Source organism: Bradyrhizobium liaoningense, assembly GCF_018130825.1.
In the GTDB taxonomy this organism is placed as follows: Bacteria; Pseudomonadota; Alphaproteobacteria; order Rhizobiales; family Xanthobacteraceae; genus Bradyrhizobium; species Bradyrhizobium liaoningense_B.
In genome coordinates this window covers 416219-432154 of sequence record NZ_JAFCJS010000006.1, presented here as the reverse complement: position 1 = coordinate 432154, position 15936 = coordinate 416219, and the positions used below count along the sequence as shown (strand labels likewise).

Here is a 15936-nt window from a genome sequence, read left to right as displayed (position 1 = left end):
GTCCGCCCAGCGGAACTAAGTGCGCAAGCTCAGTTGGTGAGTTCACCGAATCGACGTTCGAGTTCTCGATCAATTTGATGGCGATTCTTGTCGCGTATAAGTTCCAAGAAGTGAATGATATCTCGGTCCACCAAGGCGACAATAAACCCATTGTTCGCCTGGGCCGTATCCCTGCATCGGGCAATGAAGCGTTCGCGATTATCGAATGTTCGGCCTATGAGAAAACCAAGCCGGCCGCGGACGTCAGAAAAGCGACCTGCGAGCTGGTCAAGTTCGGGATTTGCCATTTCCTTTTGGTAGTTCTTGCACTCGACCATTATTTTTGTGGCATTTGCCCTTTGCTCTGACCTCCGGCGAAAGAAGAAACCGTCGTGAGCATTGTTTGTATACGAAATGTCGATGCGCTTTCTTCCTTCGTTTATCTCATCTTCGCGGACTGGATAGATCAAATGCGGATAGAAGATAAACTCCAAAGCGCCGATCATGAAGTGGTGGAAACGAGTCGCTGCTGCGTTGCCCACATCAACAGCGGACAATTGATCGATCAGCGCTTGAGCAAAGGCGGTCTCGCTGAATTCTTCATCTAAGTCTTGATCACGCGCGCCATCTGGTGTTTTCAGCAGTTGCTTGTATCGGGCCAAGACTTCCGGGTTTTCGTTCGTGAAAGCCGCTAGGAAGTCCTTCGATAGCGGATGGATCTCTTTAAGCGACTTTTTCGTAACCCTGCGGCGACCGTTCTTCAACGTTTCGACAAGCGCAGTGCCCTGGCGCAGGTTTTCAGCCTGCAAGAACTCCAAGACAAACTGATTATAGTAATCGCTATGTGAGAACGCTAAGTTCCAGCGAACACTGGCTTTGGGCACCAGCAGTATTTTGCGCCCGTCGATGACGGGAAGCGTGACGTATTTATTTGTCCAGCGTGAGTCCGCGCTATCCCAAAGCATTCCCGAGGCGACATCATCATGCAAGGGAATACGATGCAAGTCGCACTGCGCAACCGTGTAGTCGATCAGATGCCGACGAATAATGTTTGTCGTTACGTCGGAAATCTTGTCCGCACCAAAGAATGGGATGAATAGCTCGCAGTCCGCCAACTCAGACAGCAAGCCCGACTGAGCCGCTCGGCTGATCTGAATCTTTTCAAACAGTTGATCCGCCTGCTGCCTTCCAACACCGCGACCTGCGGGAGCACCGGTAGATACGCCCAAGCAGGTCTCGTTTGGTTCGCCGAGATTGTTTAGTAGGGTCCGCCCTCGGGCGTTGTCACCGGAGTGGATTGCGTCAAGCACCGCCTCGAAGAACGAGAGGATTGCTTCATTGCATTGGATCGACCAAGCGTCATTCGACTGAGTGAACGCGTATGGGTCCAGGAAGAGCGGGAGATCTTGCTCGGTATCAACATCAACAAAATCAAGCTGTGTCTGCGCGCGGTTAAGTCCGAAAAATTTCGATATCTTCGGCATCTGAAGTTTGAGGCTGAGGACGCTCTGGCGATTCGCGTGATGCGTTTAGCATTAGCACCTACACGCGTTTGGCGAGCGCTGTAGCCAAGTTGTCCCAGTAATTCACAGGCGACGAGATGCTGGACGGCGCGGAAATGCCACTCAGGTCAATAAGCAGCTACTACGGTGCGACGCTTGCTCCCTATCACGAGAGCAAGTTTGGATGTGCAGACCCCTCAAGTACGCTCATGAGTGCTGAGTGCACCTCTTTCCAGGGTCTGGATAAGTCAATTGCAGCAACCGCGACCTCGTGTCCGTCCATAAGATACCTATGCAGACATCCGTCACTTGGCGCGGCGTAGACGAGCGCGCCGCGAACAGGCAGCCCCGGCGCTCCTCTGTCTGATGCATGCTTCATGTAGGCGAATAGCTGATAAAGATGGCTTGATCTGATTTTCGGTGTTCCGGAAGATCTCGGGAATGGATCTGCATAAAACTTCGCATCCATGACGAACGTGCTGCGCGGAGATCGCAGTACTATGTCAGTCCGCATAAGCGGTACGAGATTAGGATCTCCTCCCAGCCCCGCATCGAGCCGCCATCGCATGTCCTCGCGGCGGACGGCAAACACGTTCTGTTCATAGTAGTAGAAATTTCGCAAGAAATCTTCGAAGACACGCGACATAAGTTCTTCGTCGCGCAAAATGTCAGAAAATCGACCGCCTGAACCGTGCTCATCAGGTAGCATCGCGCGGCAAACAAATTCGCACAGTCTCATGAGAGACGAATACTGGGCGTTGTTTCGAGAAAGCTGAACGCTCCGGAAGAGACTAGGTCTCAGCCTAAGAACTGACACTCCTTCCATTTTCCGCCAGATCAGACGTAGCTCATGCGCGAGCGAGGATTTGATCTGGCGATGGTTGGCCAGCATAATGGCCGTCGATTTTATGATCTGGTTGTGTAGAACGTCACTGCAAAGTTCATCGATCTGACAACAGACAGCGCCTCTTTGGAGCGTCAGCTCTTTGATGGAGCGATTAATGAGAAGGCGCCCGCGAGGAGATCGCAGTTCTTCCTCAAAGCCTATATAACCCCGGTCGAGACCTCTTCGCAGGAGGCGACGCACGCCGTTGATCAGCACGCGGGCAAAAAGATTTGGAAGATCCGGGCAATCGTCGATTCCGACTTCCGTGGATCCACCCTCCGGAAATCGCTCCCACGCGTAGCAAAAGAGGTAATAGAGGTTTCGAATAGGAATTGTCACGGCTCAAACCGATAGCAATCGTTCTCGCCAATCCGCTGCTTTCTTCGGCTCATCAAACCAGTATTCTTCAAGAAGGGGCCGGATCTCTGTTTCGACGATCATTTCATACCACCCCTCCGAATAGGCGTTCTCGTCGTCGGGCACAAAGAAACTGTGACCGATTTGGAATCCCGGACCCAGATTGACGGTGTCGTTGGCAATCGCTTCATTCAACTCAATCATCCGCGATGTAATGCGATCTATGATGACCTGTGGAATATCAGCAGTCAGCAAATGTTCACTGAACTGAGGTGACGAAAACTGCGGGGGCAACGTTACGAACGCAAACCGGCGGCGGAGCGCATAGTCAACCATGGAGAGGGATCGGTCGGCCGTGTTCATCATGCCGATAATGAAGAGGTTCTCCGGTACATAGAATTTCCGGTCGTTGTGACGGGCGTAAGTCAACCGGGTTGCCCAACCGGGATCCCTCTTGTCCTGTTCGATTAGGAGCATCAACTCTCCAAATATTTTGGACAGGTTGCCACGGTTGATCTCATCGATGATGAGTACGTAATGCCTGCTCGGATCAGAGATCGCAGCTTGGCAGAAGCGCAAGAAAACGCCGTCTCTCAGCTCAAAGCCTCCGGCGGAGGTAGGGCGATAGCCTTGGACGAAATCCTCGTATGCATAGGATTGGTGGAATTGTACGGCCTCGATGCGACTAGGAGCGTTGTACCCCATCAAAGCGAATGCAAGTCGCTTGGCGATAAACGACTTGCCCACGCCGGGCGCTCCTTGGAGGATGATGTTTTTCTTAGATCGCCAGACCGCAAGGATCCTCTCGACTTCTTCTTGGGACATGAATACGCCCGACATGGCGTCTTGAAGTGAGTAAATCTCTTCCTCGACTGGTAGCGGGGCGGAGTCCGGTGGCGACGTGAGATCTTGTGCGGCCGGCCCAGGCCGGGTACCCACGATTTGGTCATACGCCTTCAATAGCACTTCCAGAACTTCTTCGAACTGGTCGTCAGACGGCAGATCGCGAAAGTCAAAAAGCTCGTACGCTATGGTACCGGCCTTATACTGTCGGACCCTCCATTTGTCAGTCTTTAGATCGATATCACTGCCAAGCTTAATGCCGCTTTCTGTCACCCAGCCGATCTGTCCTTGGTAGCTTTCAGACCGCTCACCTAACGTCCGAACGGCGGCGCTTCGACCGAGTTCATTGGCAAGATGAGTCATACCCTGAATGAGCGTTGCATAGATCCTAGAGAGGTCCTCGGAAACAAGAAATGCGACATAGATTCCAGATTGGGTACTAGTCGTCACCTCTCGATTGAGGAGGGCGATCCAAGGTACACTAGCCCACACTCCTTTCCCGAGACTCCACTGGGTGGTGATGTGCGGACGTTTCGCAACGCTTGCCAGATTATCGAGTCGAGTTTGGATTTCCTCCATCAGATTCCAGAGATCAGGAACCTGTCCAAAGGGCCGCTGTCGGGCGGCACCAAATTTCTGGGCCATCTCGTTGAAGAGTGTTGCGAAAGACCGCCCCACTCTCGCTGGCTCATCAGGAATTAGAGGGGGCTGATGATCTGCTGTTGCTCGGATGGATGACATGAGCGGCCGAAAGGTGCCCGCCATGTCGCGGACGACTGTTGAAAAGTCCACTGCATCAAGGTCCTCTCCAGTAAACCATCGGGTGATTCCTCCTCCGCCTTCTTGAGCACCTGCGGGAGACTTGAAGTAGCGAAGCCATGTCGATAGGTCATCGAATTCGCGACGCCCCGGCTCAAGCCTAGTCTTTCGGCGAAGATCCCACTGACTGCCGAGCGAGCGTTCCAGCCCAACTGCGGCGGTGCTGCCGGGATCGGGCAATTGCCGATAAATGGCGGGGGCTGCTGCTCGAAGCCTGGCCTTAAGGTCCGAATTAGAAAAATCGGAGGGATGGGTTGACATGTAGAAGCCCAGTTCGACGCCTCTACCGGACACAATCGCGAACAACTGAGGATTGCCCAGGAATTCTGTGGCATTCTGCCGGCGATAGACGCCAAACCAGAGGTCTTTGGGGAGCGCGCCTCGGACACCGCTCCTCAAATGAAAGCCCGAGGTAAGGCGAAGGTCATAGTCGGCGGCACCCAGCTCTTCCTGAACCAGGCGTCCCAGTTGCCCAAGCGCAGCATGGATCCGCTCGTACGCAGCGCGCTCTTCGGAGGAGATGTCGGCGTATCTATCGCGGTCTCGGCTCAGGCGCAGTAGTTCGACATCTTTGAAGTGGATTTGGACCCGTGATGGCTCTGAGAAAGCTCTTACTCGAAAGCCTAGGGCCTCAAGCTTGGCTCGCACAGTTGCATCACCTCCGCTGAACTGATCAGACCTGAGCGGCCCCTCTGCCGGGAACTGCTTGCCAACTGCAACGCCGACGATGGCCTTGCTGTCGTACTCCCTTCCGTTATGCTCTAGAAAATACGTTCGACTTGGACCGTAGCCGTAGCGAGCGAGGAATGCCTGCTGCCCAAGGTCGTCATATTCGGCAATGGCGCTAAGGACGGCAGATCTTTCGCTTAGTGCGGTTAGCGGCATGACTTGCCCCCCCTCCAATCGGCTTCTTTGGGTAAACCCATAGCAAGGCCGAGCGTGTCAACCAAGCGCCGGCAGAGTTTATGCAAGGGGTCACACGCTGATAGTTCTGTCGGGGCGCTGCACCACTTCCCGTTGTGCATGCAATGTTGTCCACCACAATCCATAGCGGCTTGCCCGCTTGGCCGAGCCCGGCGATTCTCTGTCGTATGGGCACCAAATCTCGCGAGAGTATCTACGGCGCGTCCGTCAAGGCAGCGGCTGAGCAGGCGCCGGAAGCGCGTGAGAAAGCCGACCTGCTGTCCTGCGAAGTCTGGAACGCCCGCATGCTCGGATTTCAAGGACATGCGCAGCCATCGCCAACGCTGGGGGACGCGCTCAACGCCGGTTACGGCTATCTGGAAGTCCGGTGCCTCGGCTGCGATATCAACCAGACCATTACTCTAGACATCGTCCGACCTCCGAAGGCAACGCAGATCCACGAACTGGAGCGCTACATGCGCTGCAAGGACTGTTCGCAGGTTCGCGGCTATCCATACAAGCGCAGCCAACTGGTCGCGCTGCGACCGACGAAGATTTCGGCGGGCAGTCCGCCGTCAACGTGGTGGCCGGGGGAGCGATAACCAATGCGGGTAATGTTGCGCGCGCCTAAAATTACTCTGGAAGGTATCGAGACAGCCAAGTCAACTATCAAGGACCTCCGTGGCACTATCGTCTACCAGCGTCAAGATTCTCGCCCAGGAGGCGGCGTGATCGCCAACCTAATTGTGGAGGGTGAGCGCACGGCAATCGGTGGGATCTTAGATTTAATTCCAGTTGAACAACTCGGAGGCTTCACCGAATTCGGTCCTGCCGCAACGATGACCGGAAATGTGGTCTATCGAATTGCTATTCCCGACGACGAGGTTGGTATTCTGCTGGTTTTCGCAGAGGTAGCCCGAGAGGTCCCGACAGCCGTTCGTCCGCAAACCACAGCATACATCGCCCGATATGTAGCGAGTGGTCAGTCATTGATCGCGGTCGATGCACATGGCAACATCGTGGGCTACGCACTGGCCGAGCCACACGACAAGGAAACCCTTTCGCTAGTCTATCTTGGCGTTTCCAAAGCCGCTCGTGGTCAGCACGTCTCATCGGCTCTGATATCGAAGTTGAAGGAAATCGGTGCGCCGATAATCACCGACGTCCGATCAGATAACAAGAGTTCGATGGTTGAACGCTTTCGGCGCTTTGGGTTTGTTGAAACCGATAGTGACGGAAACCGCACCAAACTCCGCTGGGAAATGTCGCCCACGCCTGAGGGAGACTCGCGCTTGACAAAGGTTTGAGGTCGTCACCATGAGCCGCGAGCTAATTTTCCTCTACGATCAGGTAATTGAATCTCTCACTCGATTGCATGCGTTCGCGTCCACTAGGTCCCGCAATCTTGGCGACGGTCATGACGTCGAGGATGACGTCGATCAAGTTGCGGAACTCTTGTTTAGACGCGACCTCTTGGTTTTTGCTGCATCAACGCGAAACTTTGCTGAAGCATGCGATGCGGTAAAGGACATGCGCGCAAGAGTGATCCCGTTGTGCAAATTCTTGTCGCCACCAACCGCGCCTTTTTTCGTGGAAGAGACAGAGACAATCACGCTTTATCAGACCTTGAGCAGGATACTGCACTCCGCAGAACTGCGAATCTGCCGGTCGTCGGATGACTTTGAGCATCTGCTGGTATCCTCGACCGATGACTTGCTGCTGCTTATTCAAAAACGTCGTCGAAAACCCGTTGAATCGACAGAGCCGGTTATCTTGATACGCAGCGAAAAAGATCCACTCAGCTTGATCAGGGTTAGATCATTGGTGTTGACAACGTGTGACTTCCTCAACGCAGTCTCAGATCGCTTGTCCAGCGAAAGGCAAGTTTATTTGCAACGCGACTATCGGGAATTTTGAGGCGCTGCGGCTTGGCTGTTGGTATGAGGAATTATGTGCAATCTCTATTCGATCACTACCAACCAAGCAGCCATCTGGACGACGTTCAATGGTGATCGCGGCACGAAGTCCAAGCCGGTGCCTGGGCCGCATCAGGTCTACGGCTTCCTGACGACTGCGCCGAACGCGGTGGTCGAACCGATCCATCCGAAAACCATGCCCGTGATCCTGACCACCGACGAGGAGCGCGATGTTTGGATGCGCGGGCCGTGGGACGAAGCGAAGGTATTGCAGCGGCCATTACCGGACGACGCGCTTAAGATTGTGATGCGCGGCGCAGATAATGTAGATCAAGCAGCATAAGGGGCAAACATGACGCACGACGACTTTATGTCCAAGTTGTTAAAGGAGCAGCGCGCAGAAAATTTCCAAAAGCCTTTTGATCACGTCCCGATCAGGCCTGAGCAAGAGTTCTTGGACGTCATGGACAAGCAAATTGGAGGAGGCACAACAAGGGAAGTATTTTCTGTGAGAGGACGAGACGATGTAGTTATCAAGCGCGTGAAGGCGGTCACTCCATTCAATAATTGGTGCGAATACATCGTCTGGAATGCAGCCCGGGCTACGCGCTGGGCGAGCGTGCTGGCGGCGGTAGAAATGATTAGCCATTCGGGCCAATACCTCATGATGGAACGATTGTCTCCACTCTCGGCGGACGACACCTCCAACGCGCCAAATGTTCCTTACTGGCTGAATGATTTAAAGATCGCAAATTTCGGAAAGACGAGCGGCGGAGCAATTAAGGCGTTGGATTACGCTCACGTGAATTTAGGGTTTGACTTGGATGAAGCTCTTCCTTGGCAGGTGCCTTGGCGTAATCGCACTGATTGACCGTAAAAACATGCGCATTGGCACGCCGTTCGCGCTTGGATTGTTCTTAGCAATCAGCGCATCGTCGCTTTTCGCTGCCGACCTAACCGGCCAAGCCAGCGTCATCGACGGCGACACACTTGAAATGCACGGCACCCGCATTCGGCTCTGGGGCATCGACGCTCCCGAAAGCAGCCAGCTTTGCCGAGGTAACGACAGCTTGCAGTATCGGTGTGGTGCGAAGTCAGCTAACGAACTGGACGCTTTCATCGGCGGACGTCCCTTGGCGTGTGCGCCCATTGACCGTGACCGATATGGAAGAACCGTGGCCACCTGCAAGGTCGCCGGGATCGATCTAGCCGATTGGCTGGTGCAACAAGGTCTGGCGCTAGATTGGCCGCGATACAGCAATGGCCGCTATTCTGCGACGCAAACGGAAGCCCGCCGGCGTGAGCGCGGGATGTGGGCAGGAAGCTTTGTCGAGCCTTGGCGCTTTCGGGACTGTGTCAGACTTGGCGGACAGATCACGTCCTGTTCGGACCAGTGAGCGTTAGAAGAAAAACGTCTTGGCGGTTGCGGTAGGCATGTGGTTCAATCATCCAGAAAGAACCGGGGGCTGGTGGTTCTCCCTGGTTGATCCTTCCTCAGGTCGGTCGCTGCGTACAGTACGTCGCGAGTACATCGAAGCTATCGCTGTCGATTCCAATGACGATGAGCAGGATGACGACAGCGATGATGGCGAGGTTTGAGCGAATTTAGATGCGAGCACATGATTGAACGTCCATGAACTGACTTGCGAGTTGGCTGACCCAGCGGGGGTTGGAGTGCCGGGATGCAAGACATTCTTACTGAAAGTGAATTGGGGTTCCTGAGAAGCCAAAACTTAGGTCCGGAAGACGTCATGGACGTCAGAGGAATGCCTCAGTGGCTTTGGTTTCAGCAGATAAAGGAGGCAGGCAAAACCATTGCGCTTGGCAGCGGATGCCGGAAGGCCGGCCATAGGCTCAGGTCCACAAAGGGGCATTGTGTTCAATGCGACACAAAAAAGCTTGCGTTTGCGGGGCGGTTCAATCTCAAGCAATACCTCTACATCGCTGGCTCCCTAGAGGCCCGGCTGATCAAGATAGGGGTCTGCAAGGATTTGGGCCAACGAATCCGCCAAATCTGTAGTGAGCGGCATGGGGATGCAAGAGATTGGGAGATTCTTTACGGGGTTGAAATCGAGCGAGCGGGGGAACTTGAAGACCGTGTGCTGGGCAGGCTAGCTGCCTATTCGATTTATTCAACATACTGGAAGGACGGAGTGCTCCAACAATCCATCGAGCTTCGGCGCTGCTCGATCAAACAAGCGATGGAAGCGATGACAGCGGTGATTGAGGGCAAGGAATTCTATCTGGCAATCAATCGACGCGACAAGTCCGCGTACGAATTCACTTAGCGAGCGCTTAAAAGGAAAATATGGCCATCGCTGCAAGTGCCGTATTCAGGATCGCGAGCGCGATGTAGGCAGCGGTGAAAATATGCTGATGGCTGACCATCGCAATCCCCCCACAACTGGTGCATGGGCATCAAAGCACAACTACTTAGGCGGGAAAAGTACGAGCGACTGTCGCATCGCCGCCTAGAGCCATCCGCCAATCCAGCCCGGCCGCTTGGGTTGCGTCTGCTGCTCTGGGGACGGCCTCACTGGCTGCGGTCCCGGCCCTTGCGCCATGCCAACCGCCCACGCCCGCGGTGTCGGCACGAACGGATCAGGCCTGATGCCCATTGGCCTCGGTTCGATCTGCTCCAGAGGACCCAGCACGTCCTGATCCGGATAAAACCGGGTGCCCTGCATCATCTCCGTTGTAAGCCGGCAAAGCGTGTCGGCTGGCAAATTTTTGCGGCCCTGTGAGAAATCGAGCAAATCGTCCGGAGCAATCCCGACGCTTTTTGCCAGACGTGCGTAGTCGATTTTTTTGACGCGAGCCGCCGCGACTTGGCGAAGAAGATCGGTGCCGGTGACTTCAGTCATTGTACCTCTCCTGACATTGCATTGATCGCGTCGACCAGTGTTCTGAATTCAGTTTTCGGTCGTGGCCTCGTCGGCGCTTTGGCGGGTGTTGGCCTAGAGCGTGGCACCTCGCATAAGGAGCGTTTGACAGGACGCACAACGGTTTGCGGAGGCGCAGATTGGGCGGAGTTGATGATGCGCAAAGCTGCCACGATGCCTTGGGCACACACAATCCCGCGCCTCGCGATGTCCCAAAACTCGACCGAAGCGGATTGCCGATAGCGGTGCAGGATAATAGCCGCAGGATTTGCCGGCGCGTTAGTCACCGTAATTTCGTCAAGGGTCGCGCACGTGACCAGCGCGTGAAAGCGCTCGCGGTCGTCGACGTCGCGGAGCTGATAGCCATGGATCGTCGCGGCGACGCTAAAGTGAGTGCATTGCTTCGCTTCATTGTCGCGAACCAGCGCGCGCATATGCAATCCCTTGTCAGTCGCGCGGACTTCGAGGACTTCGCCGGCCGGCCGGCTGTGGCGATACAACAGCGGAATGCCGGACTTGAATGGCATCCAGCAGTGAGGAGCGAACTTGGTGCGTTCGCTGTCAATTGTTGCCGGCGCTGCAAAGCCTTCGAAGATCCAGTCGCCCTCGACGGGCGGCAGCGGCGCGGCCGGCGCGCACGCTATTGGTGCGAGCCGGTGCCGGCTCATCAACCGCGCCACCTCAGCTTTCAGCTTGAGAGCTTCACCGGTCATTGGCTCGCCAGCCTCCGAATTTCAGCAATGCGTCGCTTGATCGCGATCATCCGAACTTCAAGCTGATTGCGCTCGTTCGCCAGCGCTTCCAGCGCTGCGAGCCTAGAGTCCGACGGCGGCGGGCCAGCTTCCTTCAGGACATCGGCGAACGTTTCTGCAAGGTCGGACGGCAATGTTGTGACGTGCGCGGCGGGGAAATTGCCGCCCTGGATGACGACGCCTTTTTTAATTTTCGATCTGTCGATTGGCATGTCGGCGCCTCCGCGTCGGCGCGCGATCCGGCGTGCGCCGCGATTGGACGGTGAGCCTTGCGACTCCGGTCACGCCAACATCCCGCCGGGCCGGGTGTGGCGTCAAGACAGTAGCCGGAGGGACGACCGCCCGCCCCTGGGGCGAGACTGCCAAGACTTGGGGAAACTCTTGTAACCGCTGCAATCGGCGGGCTCACGGTCGTGGATGCGTTCTGCGCGATAAGGCCGAGGGATGGAGCGACCTTTAGGCAGCCTACGGATGTCGGCGGAAACCGCGGAAAAACGATCCTACGGGAGCCGGACATCGGCGGTCTGCCCCCCTGGCCGCGACCTGGGGTCACACTCGGGACAGCGCCAGTTTTCCTACTTCGGCTTATGCAGTGACTTGTGGTAGTATCTGACCATTATTCAACTCGCAGCACTTGGTGGAGTTGAGGAAATGGCGCGGAGCAAAATCTTAGATTGCCCAGCGAGCCCCGACGGCGCTTTGCAATATCTGTCTTGGGCATTGGAGGAGATCGAGACGCTTGGGCACTGCCGAGCAGCTCTCCACACCCGAATAGCCATGGACGAACTGCGCGGTCTCCGCTCAAACAGGCTTGTTGAGGACGAGCCTTCGGCGGGAGGGTTGCAGCAGCCCGTTAGGCTGGCGACATCAGGGACGCGACATCCACCACGGTAGAAATTTCGAATAGCAGGCCGGTCGTCGCCCACGACCGTGCTGCTGGATGGCAGGCTGGCCGCCTGGAGAACCGTTGCCCGTGCCGGGTGGTCTGATAGCGACCGAGCAGTTTGCGCGATCCTAAGGCGGGAGGCGGCCAAACGCAGCGGCTGGCGCGTGATGTGGGGACGTTCGACGTGTGCGCGTTCGTTGGCGTTAGTACGCTTGTTGTACTGCAACATATCGGATTTGGGAAAACTTGTAGGGAGGGAGCCCGGCCCCGTCGCCGAGCAGGCCGGAGGTGAACCCACCCCCCCCCAGGGCTGTCGGACACGTCGAAAGCCCGCCATCCAACAGCGCTTTCGCGACACATCGAAGGACACTTAACGGCGGGCGAATTGATATTGTTCAGCTATCGGTCCGCGTAACGTCCTTGCAGAGGGAATGACCGGCTTCGATAGGCTCTATCGTGCCGTACACGGGCGCAGACGATGGTTGCGCCTTCGGAGCATTGTCTGCACCGAGATAATGATCGGACGGAATTGAAACGATGTTGATCGACGACACCACCGAGTCGACAGTGGCGTCAACCTGGAGCGGCAGCAATTTCCCTAACAAGCCGCTGAATGCCTTTGGATGGCGCGACGCGAGAAAGAAACCGTAGCCAGTCAGGCCGCCACGGCCGTGACCATCACTGCCATGGGCAATCGCCGCGTCGATGACAGCCTGTTTAAGGTCGCGCGTGATGCGGTTTCGCGAGCCCCATTGTCGACCGCGTCCAGACCTCAGATTCTTGAGCCGCTGACCGGCGCTGGCGAGCGATGATGGCATGCCATAGTGCCTTCAATAGACAAGGTTGGCGCTGCCACACCCTACGCCCCTCACAGCTATCGTCCATCCCAAGCTAGTTGGACTGCGAGTCCGCGCTGGATCCTGCCATCCCATCGAAGTCGGCCTCCGGACAACGGACACCCTTATAGGGGTGTGTCCGTGTCTGTCCGGAAATGGCCTTCGGACATTGTCCGGACATGTCCGCTTTTGTCCGTTTGTCCGGGAAAACTCATTCGCGAACCACCCAAACCAGACCGTCCCACGTGCTGACCATCTTCATACGGTCTAGATCAGCCATGGCGCGGCGGAACGCGCGGCCAGCGCTTTCATCCGTGCCCCCCGGGGACAAACCGCCCTTGAGGCAAGCCTCGCGCCACTGCTTCACTGTCACCGTCTTGACGCCCTTCGGATAATCGCTGGTGGCAGGTGCTGGCTCGCCAAAGTCGAGGATGCAGCGAAGGAGCATGTCCATCGCCTTGCGCTGCGTGCTGGTCAGGTTTGCCCGACGGCCGGCGGTGCCACCAGCGGGCACTTCGTCAACGACGACGGCCGTGGTGATGTCGTCGCCGTCCTCGTCCTGCCCGAGCGTTACGGCTTTCACCGTGAATTGTGTCAGCACGCCTTCCGGACCGTCATTGTTCTTGACGATGGCGGCGGTCCTGACATCGCCAGCGACGGAGATCTGTACCATCATATCGACGTCACCGAGATGCGCGTTGGAGCCACGCGGACCCTTAGTTTCGTCCTTGCCGGTATGACCAATCAGGGCGATGTGCACCGCAACCCGTTCATGCACCCGGCGCAGGTTGGCTGCCGCAATGTTCTGATGCGTGGCGCTGTTCTCGTCGCCGCCGCCGGCCGCGATACCCTTGGGGTAAGTGTCGATGATGACAAGGCCGACCGGATGGCCGAAATGCGTCGCGGCGGACCGGATGGTGTCGACAATGATCTGCACGCAGCCTGGGTGCACCAGATCGAGCACTTGGCTGGCAACTGCGATTGGTAGGTTTGGCGGCCCCGCCATCGCCATCATTCGGCGCTTCGCAAGCTGACCGCGCTCCAGCGCGAAATACACCACGCCGACGTGTTGCTTCGAGCGGTAGCCGCGCCAGTCGGCCCCGATGGCGGCGTGCAATGCGGCACTCGCAAGCAACGCCGATTTGCCGCTACCGGGCGGGCCAACAAAGCTGGACGTCTCCCCAATGGCAAGCGCACCCTTGAAGATCCAGGTCTTCGGAACGGCGTTACCGAAGTTTTCGTAGTAGTCGAGCGGGATGCCGGGTGGTGGTGGTGGCGGTGGTGGTGGCGGCCCCTCCGGCTTTGGGTCCTCCGCGGGTGATCCATCATCGTCCGGCGGTGAACCTTCCGCCGTCACCGCTTTGGTGATCAGCGCAGCGGCGTCACTTCCGTCCGCGATGCAGTCGACCGCGTCCCAGCCCTCAATCATGCCGGGCGGGATCTGAACAACCTTGACCTTACAGCCGAGCGAAAGCAGCAACGCGGTGGCGGCGCAAGCGAAGGCCTGGCCGGGGCTATCGTTGTCCGGCCAAATTGTCACCAGCTTGCCGGCCAGTGGCGTCCAATCGGTTTTTGACACAGCGTTGGCACCGCCCATGATCGAAGTCGCCGCGATCCCGAGCCCGACCAGGGCGTCGGCTTTGGCTTCGCCCTCAGTCAGAACAACGACCGCGACCTTGACGATCTCGTGCAGCCGATACAACGGTCGCGGATCCGGCATGCCGGCGCACCATGTCTCGACACCGTCGACGATCTTATAACAATGCGGGCGGAAGGTTTTACTCGCACGAGTGCCGTCGGGTTCGTAGCGATAAACGATGGCGATGATTTTGCCTTTGACATCGTGGTAGCGGAATCTCGCGACTGATGCGCCGAGTTCGAGCGTGTCTTTGTGCGGCCTGTCGCCGAAGTCTTTCTTGGCCTCCGCAATCTTCTCGGACGGTGTCGGCCGCCACGACCGACGCTCGACCTTGACCGGATCGTTGAAGAAGTCCGCAGCGATCTCGGTCAACGATTGCTGGAAATCCTGGGTGCCGACATAACCCATGAACAGGCGGTACAATTTGATCAGGTCGCCACCCTGGTCGGTGGCGTGGTCGTACCAGACGCCAGCCTTCGAACCAGTCAGCTCGATGTTAAGGCTTTCACCGGCTTCGCCGTGCACACTGCCGATGCGAGCTTCGTGTTTCGTAAGATAGGCGCGGCCACCGAACAGCCACTGGACGAATTCCCGAGCGGAGGCTGCAAGCCGATGGCGGATGTCGGCAGCATTGATCCGAACGCCATTGCCGCCACCGCGCCGCGGCGGCTCTTCCTGCAGCCGCGCGCTGTTGAAATCCAACATTACCGCCTCCCACGCAATGGCACAACGACATCGTCCAGCGCAATTGCCTCCGCAATCGACAAACATTCTTCAAAGTCAGTCATGGCGTCCTGGAATACGATCAGCGCGGACGGGTCAAACCCGCGCCTCAGTAAGCAGGCCGCTGCGCAGGGAACAGGATTCGGAGTTGCATCGCACAGGACGTGGCCGTTCATCGTAGCCATGAACCTTCGGCGCCCGCGCTGGTCGTTAGAGATCTGATGGATCACGACCCGGAGCGGACGCGCGTCATCGTCGGGCATCATGCCCATGATGCACTCCTCACTAAACAGATGCTGGATCTAGGTGGTCCGTCACTGTCGCCAGGATCGTTGCTGCGTCCGCGCGTGGTGTGGGTGCAGCGGTGCACACGGCGCGCCCTGGAGCGCGAGCGACGAGCGCTCTGTCGACGCTCAGCGAGCAAGGACAGAACGCAGTAATTGAATCCTGATGGATGCTGCCGCGCCGATGGGCGAGGTCCAAGAGGTGGAAGCAAATTTCGTCGGACAACATGGACGCGTCCTCTCTCGCTGATGAGAGGTCGTCACGGTGGACCGGCGAGGGCTTTCCGACAAAGGGGGCGCGCGAATGCCCCAATACGAACGACCCCGGCCGTCGTCCCACGCGACGGCCGTTTCTTTCTAGAGATTAGCGTTTTCGCCCTTGGCGGAACGCGCCGGTTTAGTCGCAGCTTTCCCGCTGGCGGCTTCACGCGCAGCAAACCACGTGTCAGCGGCTTTGAAGGAAATGAGCGTCCTCGTGCCAATCTTCGTCTCGCGCGGACCGAGTCCCTGCTTCTTCAGTTTGTAATAGAGACCCTCGCTGATGTCGTAGGCCTCACAAAACTGCAATACGTTGAGCGCCAGTCTGGGTGTCGGCTGCACCTCGGCTTCTGGCTTCTGCGACTGCACTTCGGCGTCGGATGTTTTACTGAGCTTCTTCCTCTCTCGACGGGCCATGGCGGGGACTCCCTTTCGCATGGATCATATGAAGGCATAAGGGTGGGAGTCACT

General features: G+C 57.1%; 16 protein-coding genes and 1 pseudogene. 7 read left to right on the top strand and 10 right to left on the bottom strand.

The window, feature by feature from the left end:
- Positions 1 to 29: 29 nt before the first annotated feature.
- From JQ603_RS26835 to JQ603_RS38340, 3 genes are all read right to left on the bottom strand, one after another.
- Complete coding sequence (locus JQ603_RS26835; RefSeq protein WP_212343677.1) at positions 30 to 1463, bottom strand: hypothetical protein; 1434 nt, start codon at positions 1461 to 1463, stop codon at positions 30 to 32.
- Between the two features lie 184 nt (positions 1464 to 1647).
- Positions 1648 to 2706, bottom strand: coding sequence for a 5-methylcytosine restriction system specificity protein McrC (locus tag JQ603_RS26830; protein ID WP_212343676.1), 1059 nt, complete (start codon positions 2704 to 2706; stop codon positions 1648 to 1650).
- 3 nt (positions 2707 to 2709) lie between these two features.
- The gene (locus JQ603_RS38340; protein WP_212343675.1) at positions 2710 to 5271 is read right to left on the bottom strand and encodes an MrcB family domain-containing protein; all 2562 of its coding nucleotides are present in this window, start codon (positions 5269 to 5271) and stop codon (positions 2710 to 2712) included.
- Between the two features lie 206 nt (positions 5272 to 5477).
- On the opposite strand from JQ603_RS38340, the gene JQ603_RS26820 reads away from it, so the two are divergent.
- From JQ603_RS26820 to JQ603_RS26790, 7 genes and pseudogenes are all read left to right on the top strand, one after another.
- The gene (locus tag JQ603_RS26820; RefSeq protein WP_212343674.1) at positions 5478 to 5891 is read left to right on the top strand and encodes a hypothetical protein; all 414 of its coding nucleotides are present in this window, start codon (positions 5478 to 5480) and stop codon (positions 5889 to 5891) included.
- Positions 5892 to 5894: 3 nt separating this feature from the next.
- A complete protein-coding gene (locus JQ603_RS26815; protein ID WP_212343673.1) occupies positions 5895 to 6596 on the top strand; it encodes a GNAT family N-acetyltransferase in 702 nt (233 codons plus the stop codon).
- A gap of 10 nt (positions 6597 to 6606) precedes the next feature.
- Positions 6607 to 7206, top strand: a complete 600-nt coding sequence (locus JQ603_RS26810; RefSeq protein WP_212343672.1) for a hypothetical protein — start codon at positions 6607 to 6609, stop codon at positions 7204 to 7206.
- Positions 7207 to 7272: 66 nt separating this feature from the next.
- A pseudogene (locus tag JQ603_RS26805) lies at positions 7273 to 7548 on the top strand (SOS response-associated peptidase); the annotation flags it as partial.
- A gap of 9 nt (positions 7549 to 7557) precedes the next feature.
- Positions 7558 to 8076, top strand: a complete 519-nt coding sequence (locus JQ603_RS26800) for a hypothetical protein (RefSeq protein WP_212343671.1) — start codon at positions 7558 to 7560, stop codon at positions 8074 to 8076.
- Positions 8030 to 8602 carry a thermonuclease family protein gene (locus JQ603_RS26795; protein ID WP_245003856.1) on the top strand — a complete coding sequence of 191 codons (573 nt, stop codon included), beginning with the start codon at positions 8030 to 8032 and terminating at the stop codon, positions 8600 to 8602. The genes JQ603_RS26800 and JQ603_RS26795 overlap by 47 nt, the downstream gene beginning before the upstream one ends.
- A 285-nt stretch (positions 8603 to 8887) precedes the next feature.
- A complete protein-coding gene (locus JQ603_RS26790; RefSeq protein WP_212343670.1) occupies positions 8888 to 9493 on the top strand; it encodes a GIY-YIG nuclease family protein in 606 nt (201 codons plus the stop codon).
- 183 nt (positions 9494 to 9676) lie between these two features.
- Here JQ603_RS26790 and JQ603_RS26785 read toward each other — a convergent pair whose 3' ends face one another.
- From JQ603_RS26785 to JQ603_RS26755, 7 genes are all read right to left on the bottom strand, one after another.
- Positions 9677 to 10069 (bottom strand): hypothetical protein, encoded by a 393-nt coding sequence (locus tag JQ603_RS26785; RefSeq protein ID WP_212343669.1) that lies wholly within the window; start codon positions 10067 to 10069, stop codon positions 9677 to 9679.
- On the bottom strand, positions 10066 to 10800 hold the full coding sequence (locus JQ603_RS26780; protein WP_212343668.1) for a hypothetical protein: 735 nt from the start codon (positions 10798 to 10800) through the stop codon (positions 10066 to 10068). The genes JQ603_RS26785 and JQ603_RS26780 overlap by 4 nt, the downstream gene beginning before the upstream one ends.
- The gene (locus JQ603_RS26775; RefSeq protein ID WP_212343667.1) at positions 10797 to 11051 is read right to left on the bottom strand and encodes a hypothetical protein; all 255 of its coding nucleotides are present in this window, start codon (positions 11049 to 11051) and stop codon (positions 10797 to 10799) included. The genes JQ603_RS26780 and JQ603_RS26775 overlap by 4 nt, the downstream gene beginning before the upstream one ends.
- Positions 11052 to 12120: 1069 nt before the next feature.
- Positions 12121 to 12543, bottom strand: coding sequence for a hypothetical protein (locus JQ603_RS26770; RefSeq protein ID WP_212343666.1), 423 nt, complete (start codon positions 12541 to 12543; stop codon positions 12121 to 12123).
- 229 nt (positions 12544 to 12772) lie between these two features.
- Positions 12773 to 14905 carry an AAA family ATPase gene (locus JQ603_RS26765; RefSeq protein ID WP_212343665.1) on the bottom strand — a complete coding sequence of 711 codons (2133 nt, stop codon included), beginning with the start codon at positions 14903 to 14905 and terminating at the stop codon, positions 12773 to 12775.
- A complete protein-coding gene (locus JQ603_RS26760) occupies positions 14905 to 15195 on the bottom strand; it encodes a hypothetical protein (protein ID WP_212343664.1) in 291 nt (96 codons plus the stop codon). Before JQ603_RS26760 ends, JQ603_RS26765 begins: the two co-directional genes overlap by 1 nt.
- A gap of 369 nt (positions 15196 to 15564) precedes the next feature.
- Complete coding sequence (locus JQ603_RS26755; RefSeq protein WP_245003855.1) at positions 15565 to 15882, bottom strand: hypothetical protein; 318 nt, start codon at positions 15880 to 15882, stop codon at positions 15565 to 15567.
- Positions 15883 to 15936: the final 54 nt, after the last annotated feature.

What these genes read in the sequence shown, in the direction of transcription:
- JQ603_RS26835 (WP_212343677.1), bottom strand. Translation starts at nt 1,463, where the DNA reads ATGCCGAAGATATCGAAATTTTTCGGACTTAACCGCGCGCAGACACAG.
- JQ603_RS38340 (WP_212343675.1), bottom strand. Translation starts at nt 5,271, where the DNA reads ATGCCGCTAACCGCACTAAGCGAAAGATCTGCCGTCCTTAGCGCCATT.
- JQ603_RS26820 (WP_212343674.1), top strand. Translation starts at nt 5,478, where the DNA reads ATGGGCACCAAATCTCGCGAGAGTATCTACGGCGCGTCCGTCAAGGCA.
- JQ603_RS26815 (WP_212343673.1), top strand. Translation starts at nt 5,895, where the DNA reads ATGCGGGTAATGTTGCGCGCGCCTAAAATTACTCTGGAAGGTATCGAG.
- JQ603_RS26810 (WP_212343672.1), top strand. Translation starts at nt 6,607, where the DNA reads ATGAGCCGCGAGCTAATTTTCCTCTACGATCAGGTAATTGAATCTCTC.
- JQ603_RS26800 (WP_212343671.1), top strand. Translation starts at nt 7,558, where the DNA reads ATGACGCACGACGACTTTATGTCCAAGTTGTTAAAGGAGCAGCGCGCA.
- JQ603_RS26795 (WP_245003856.1), top strand. Translation starts at nt 8,030, where the DNA reads ATGAAGCTCTTCCTTGGCAGGTGCCTTGGCGTAATCGCACTGATTGAC.
- JQ603_RS26790 (WP_212343670.1), top strand. Translation starts at nt 8,888, where the DNA reads ATGCAAGACATTCTTACTGAAAGTGAATTGGGGTTCCTGAGAAGCCAA.
- JQ603_RS26785 (WP_212343669.1), bottom strand. Translation starts at nt 10,069, where the DNA reads ATGACTGAAGTCACCGGCACCGATCTTCTTCGCCAAGTCGCGGCGGCT.
- JQ603_RS26780 (WP_212343668.1), bottom strand. Translation starts at nt 10,800, where the DNA reads ATGACCGGTGAAGCTCTCAAGCTGAAAGCTGAGGTGGCGCGGTTGATG.
- JQ603_RS26775 (WP_212343667.1), bottom strand. Translation starts at nt 11,051, where the DNA reads ATGCCAATCGACAGATCGAAAATTAAAAAAGGCGTCGTCATCCAGGGC.
- JQ603_RS26770 (WP_212343666.1), bottom strand. Translation starts at nt 12,543, where the DNA reads ATGCCATCATCGCTCGCCAGCGCCGGTCAGCGGCTCAAGAATCTGAGG.
- JQ603_RS26765 (WP_212343665.1), bottom strand. Translation starts at nt 14,905, where the DNA reads ATGTTGGATTTCAACAGCGCGCGGCTGCAGGAAGAGCCGCCGCGGCGC.
- JQ603_RS26760 (WP_212343664.1), bottom strand. Translation starts at nt 15,195, where the DNA reads ATGGGCATGATGCCCGACGATGACGCGCGTCCGCTCCGGGTCGTGATC.
- JQ603_RS26755 (WP_245003855.1), bottom strand. Translation starts at nt 15,882, where the DNA reads ATGGCCCGTCGAGAGAGGAAGAAGCTCAGTAAAACATCCGACGCCGAA.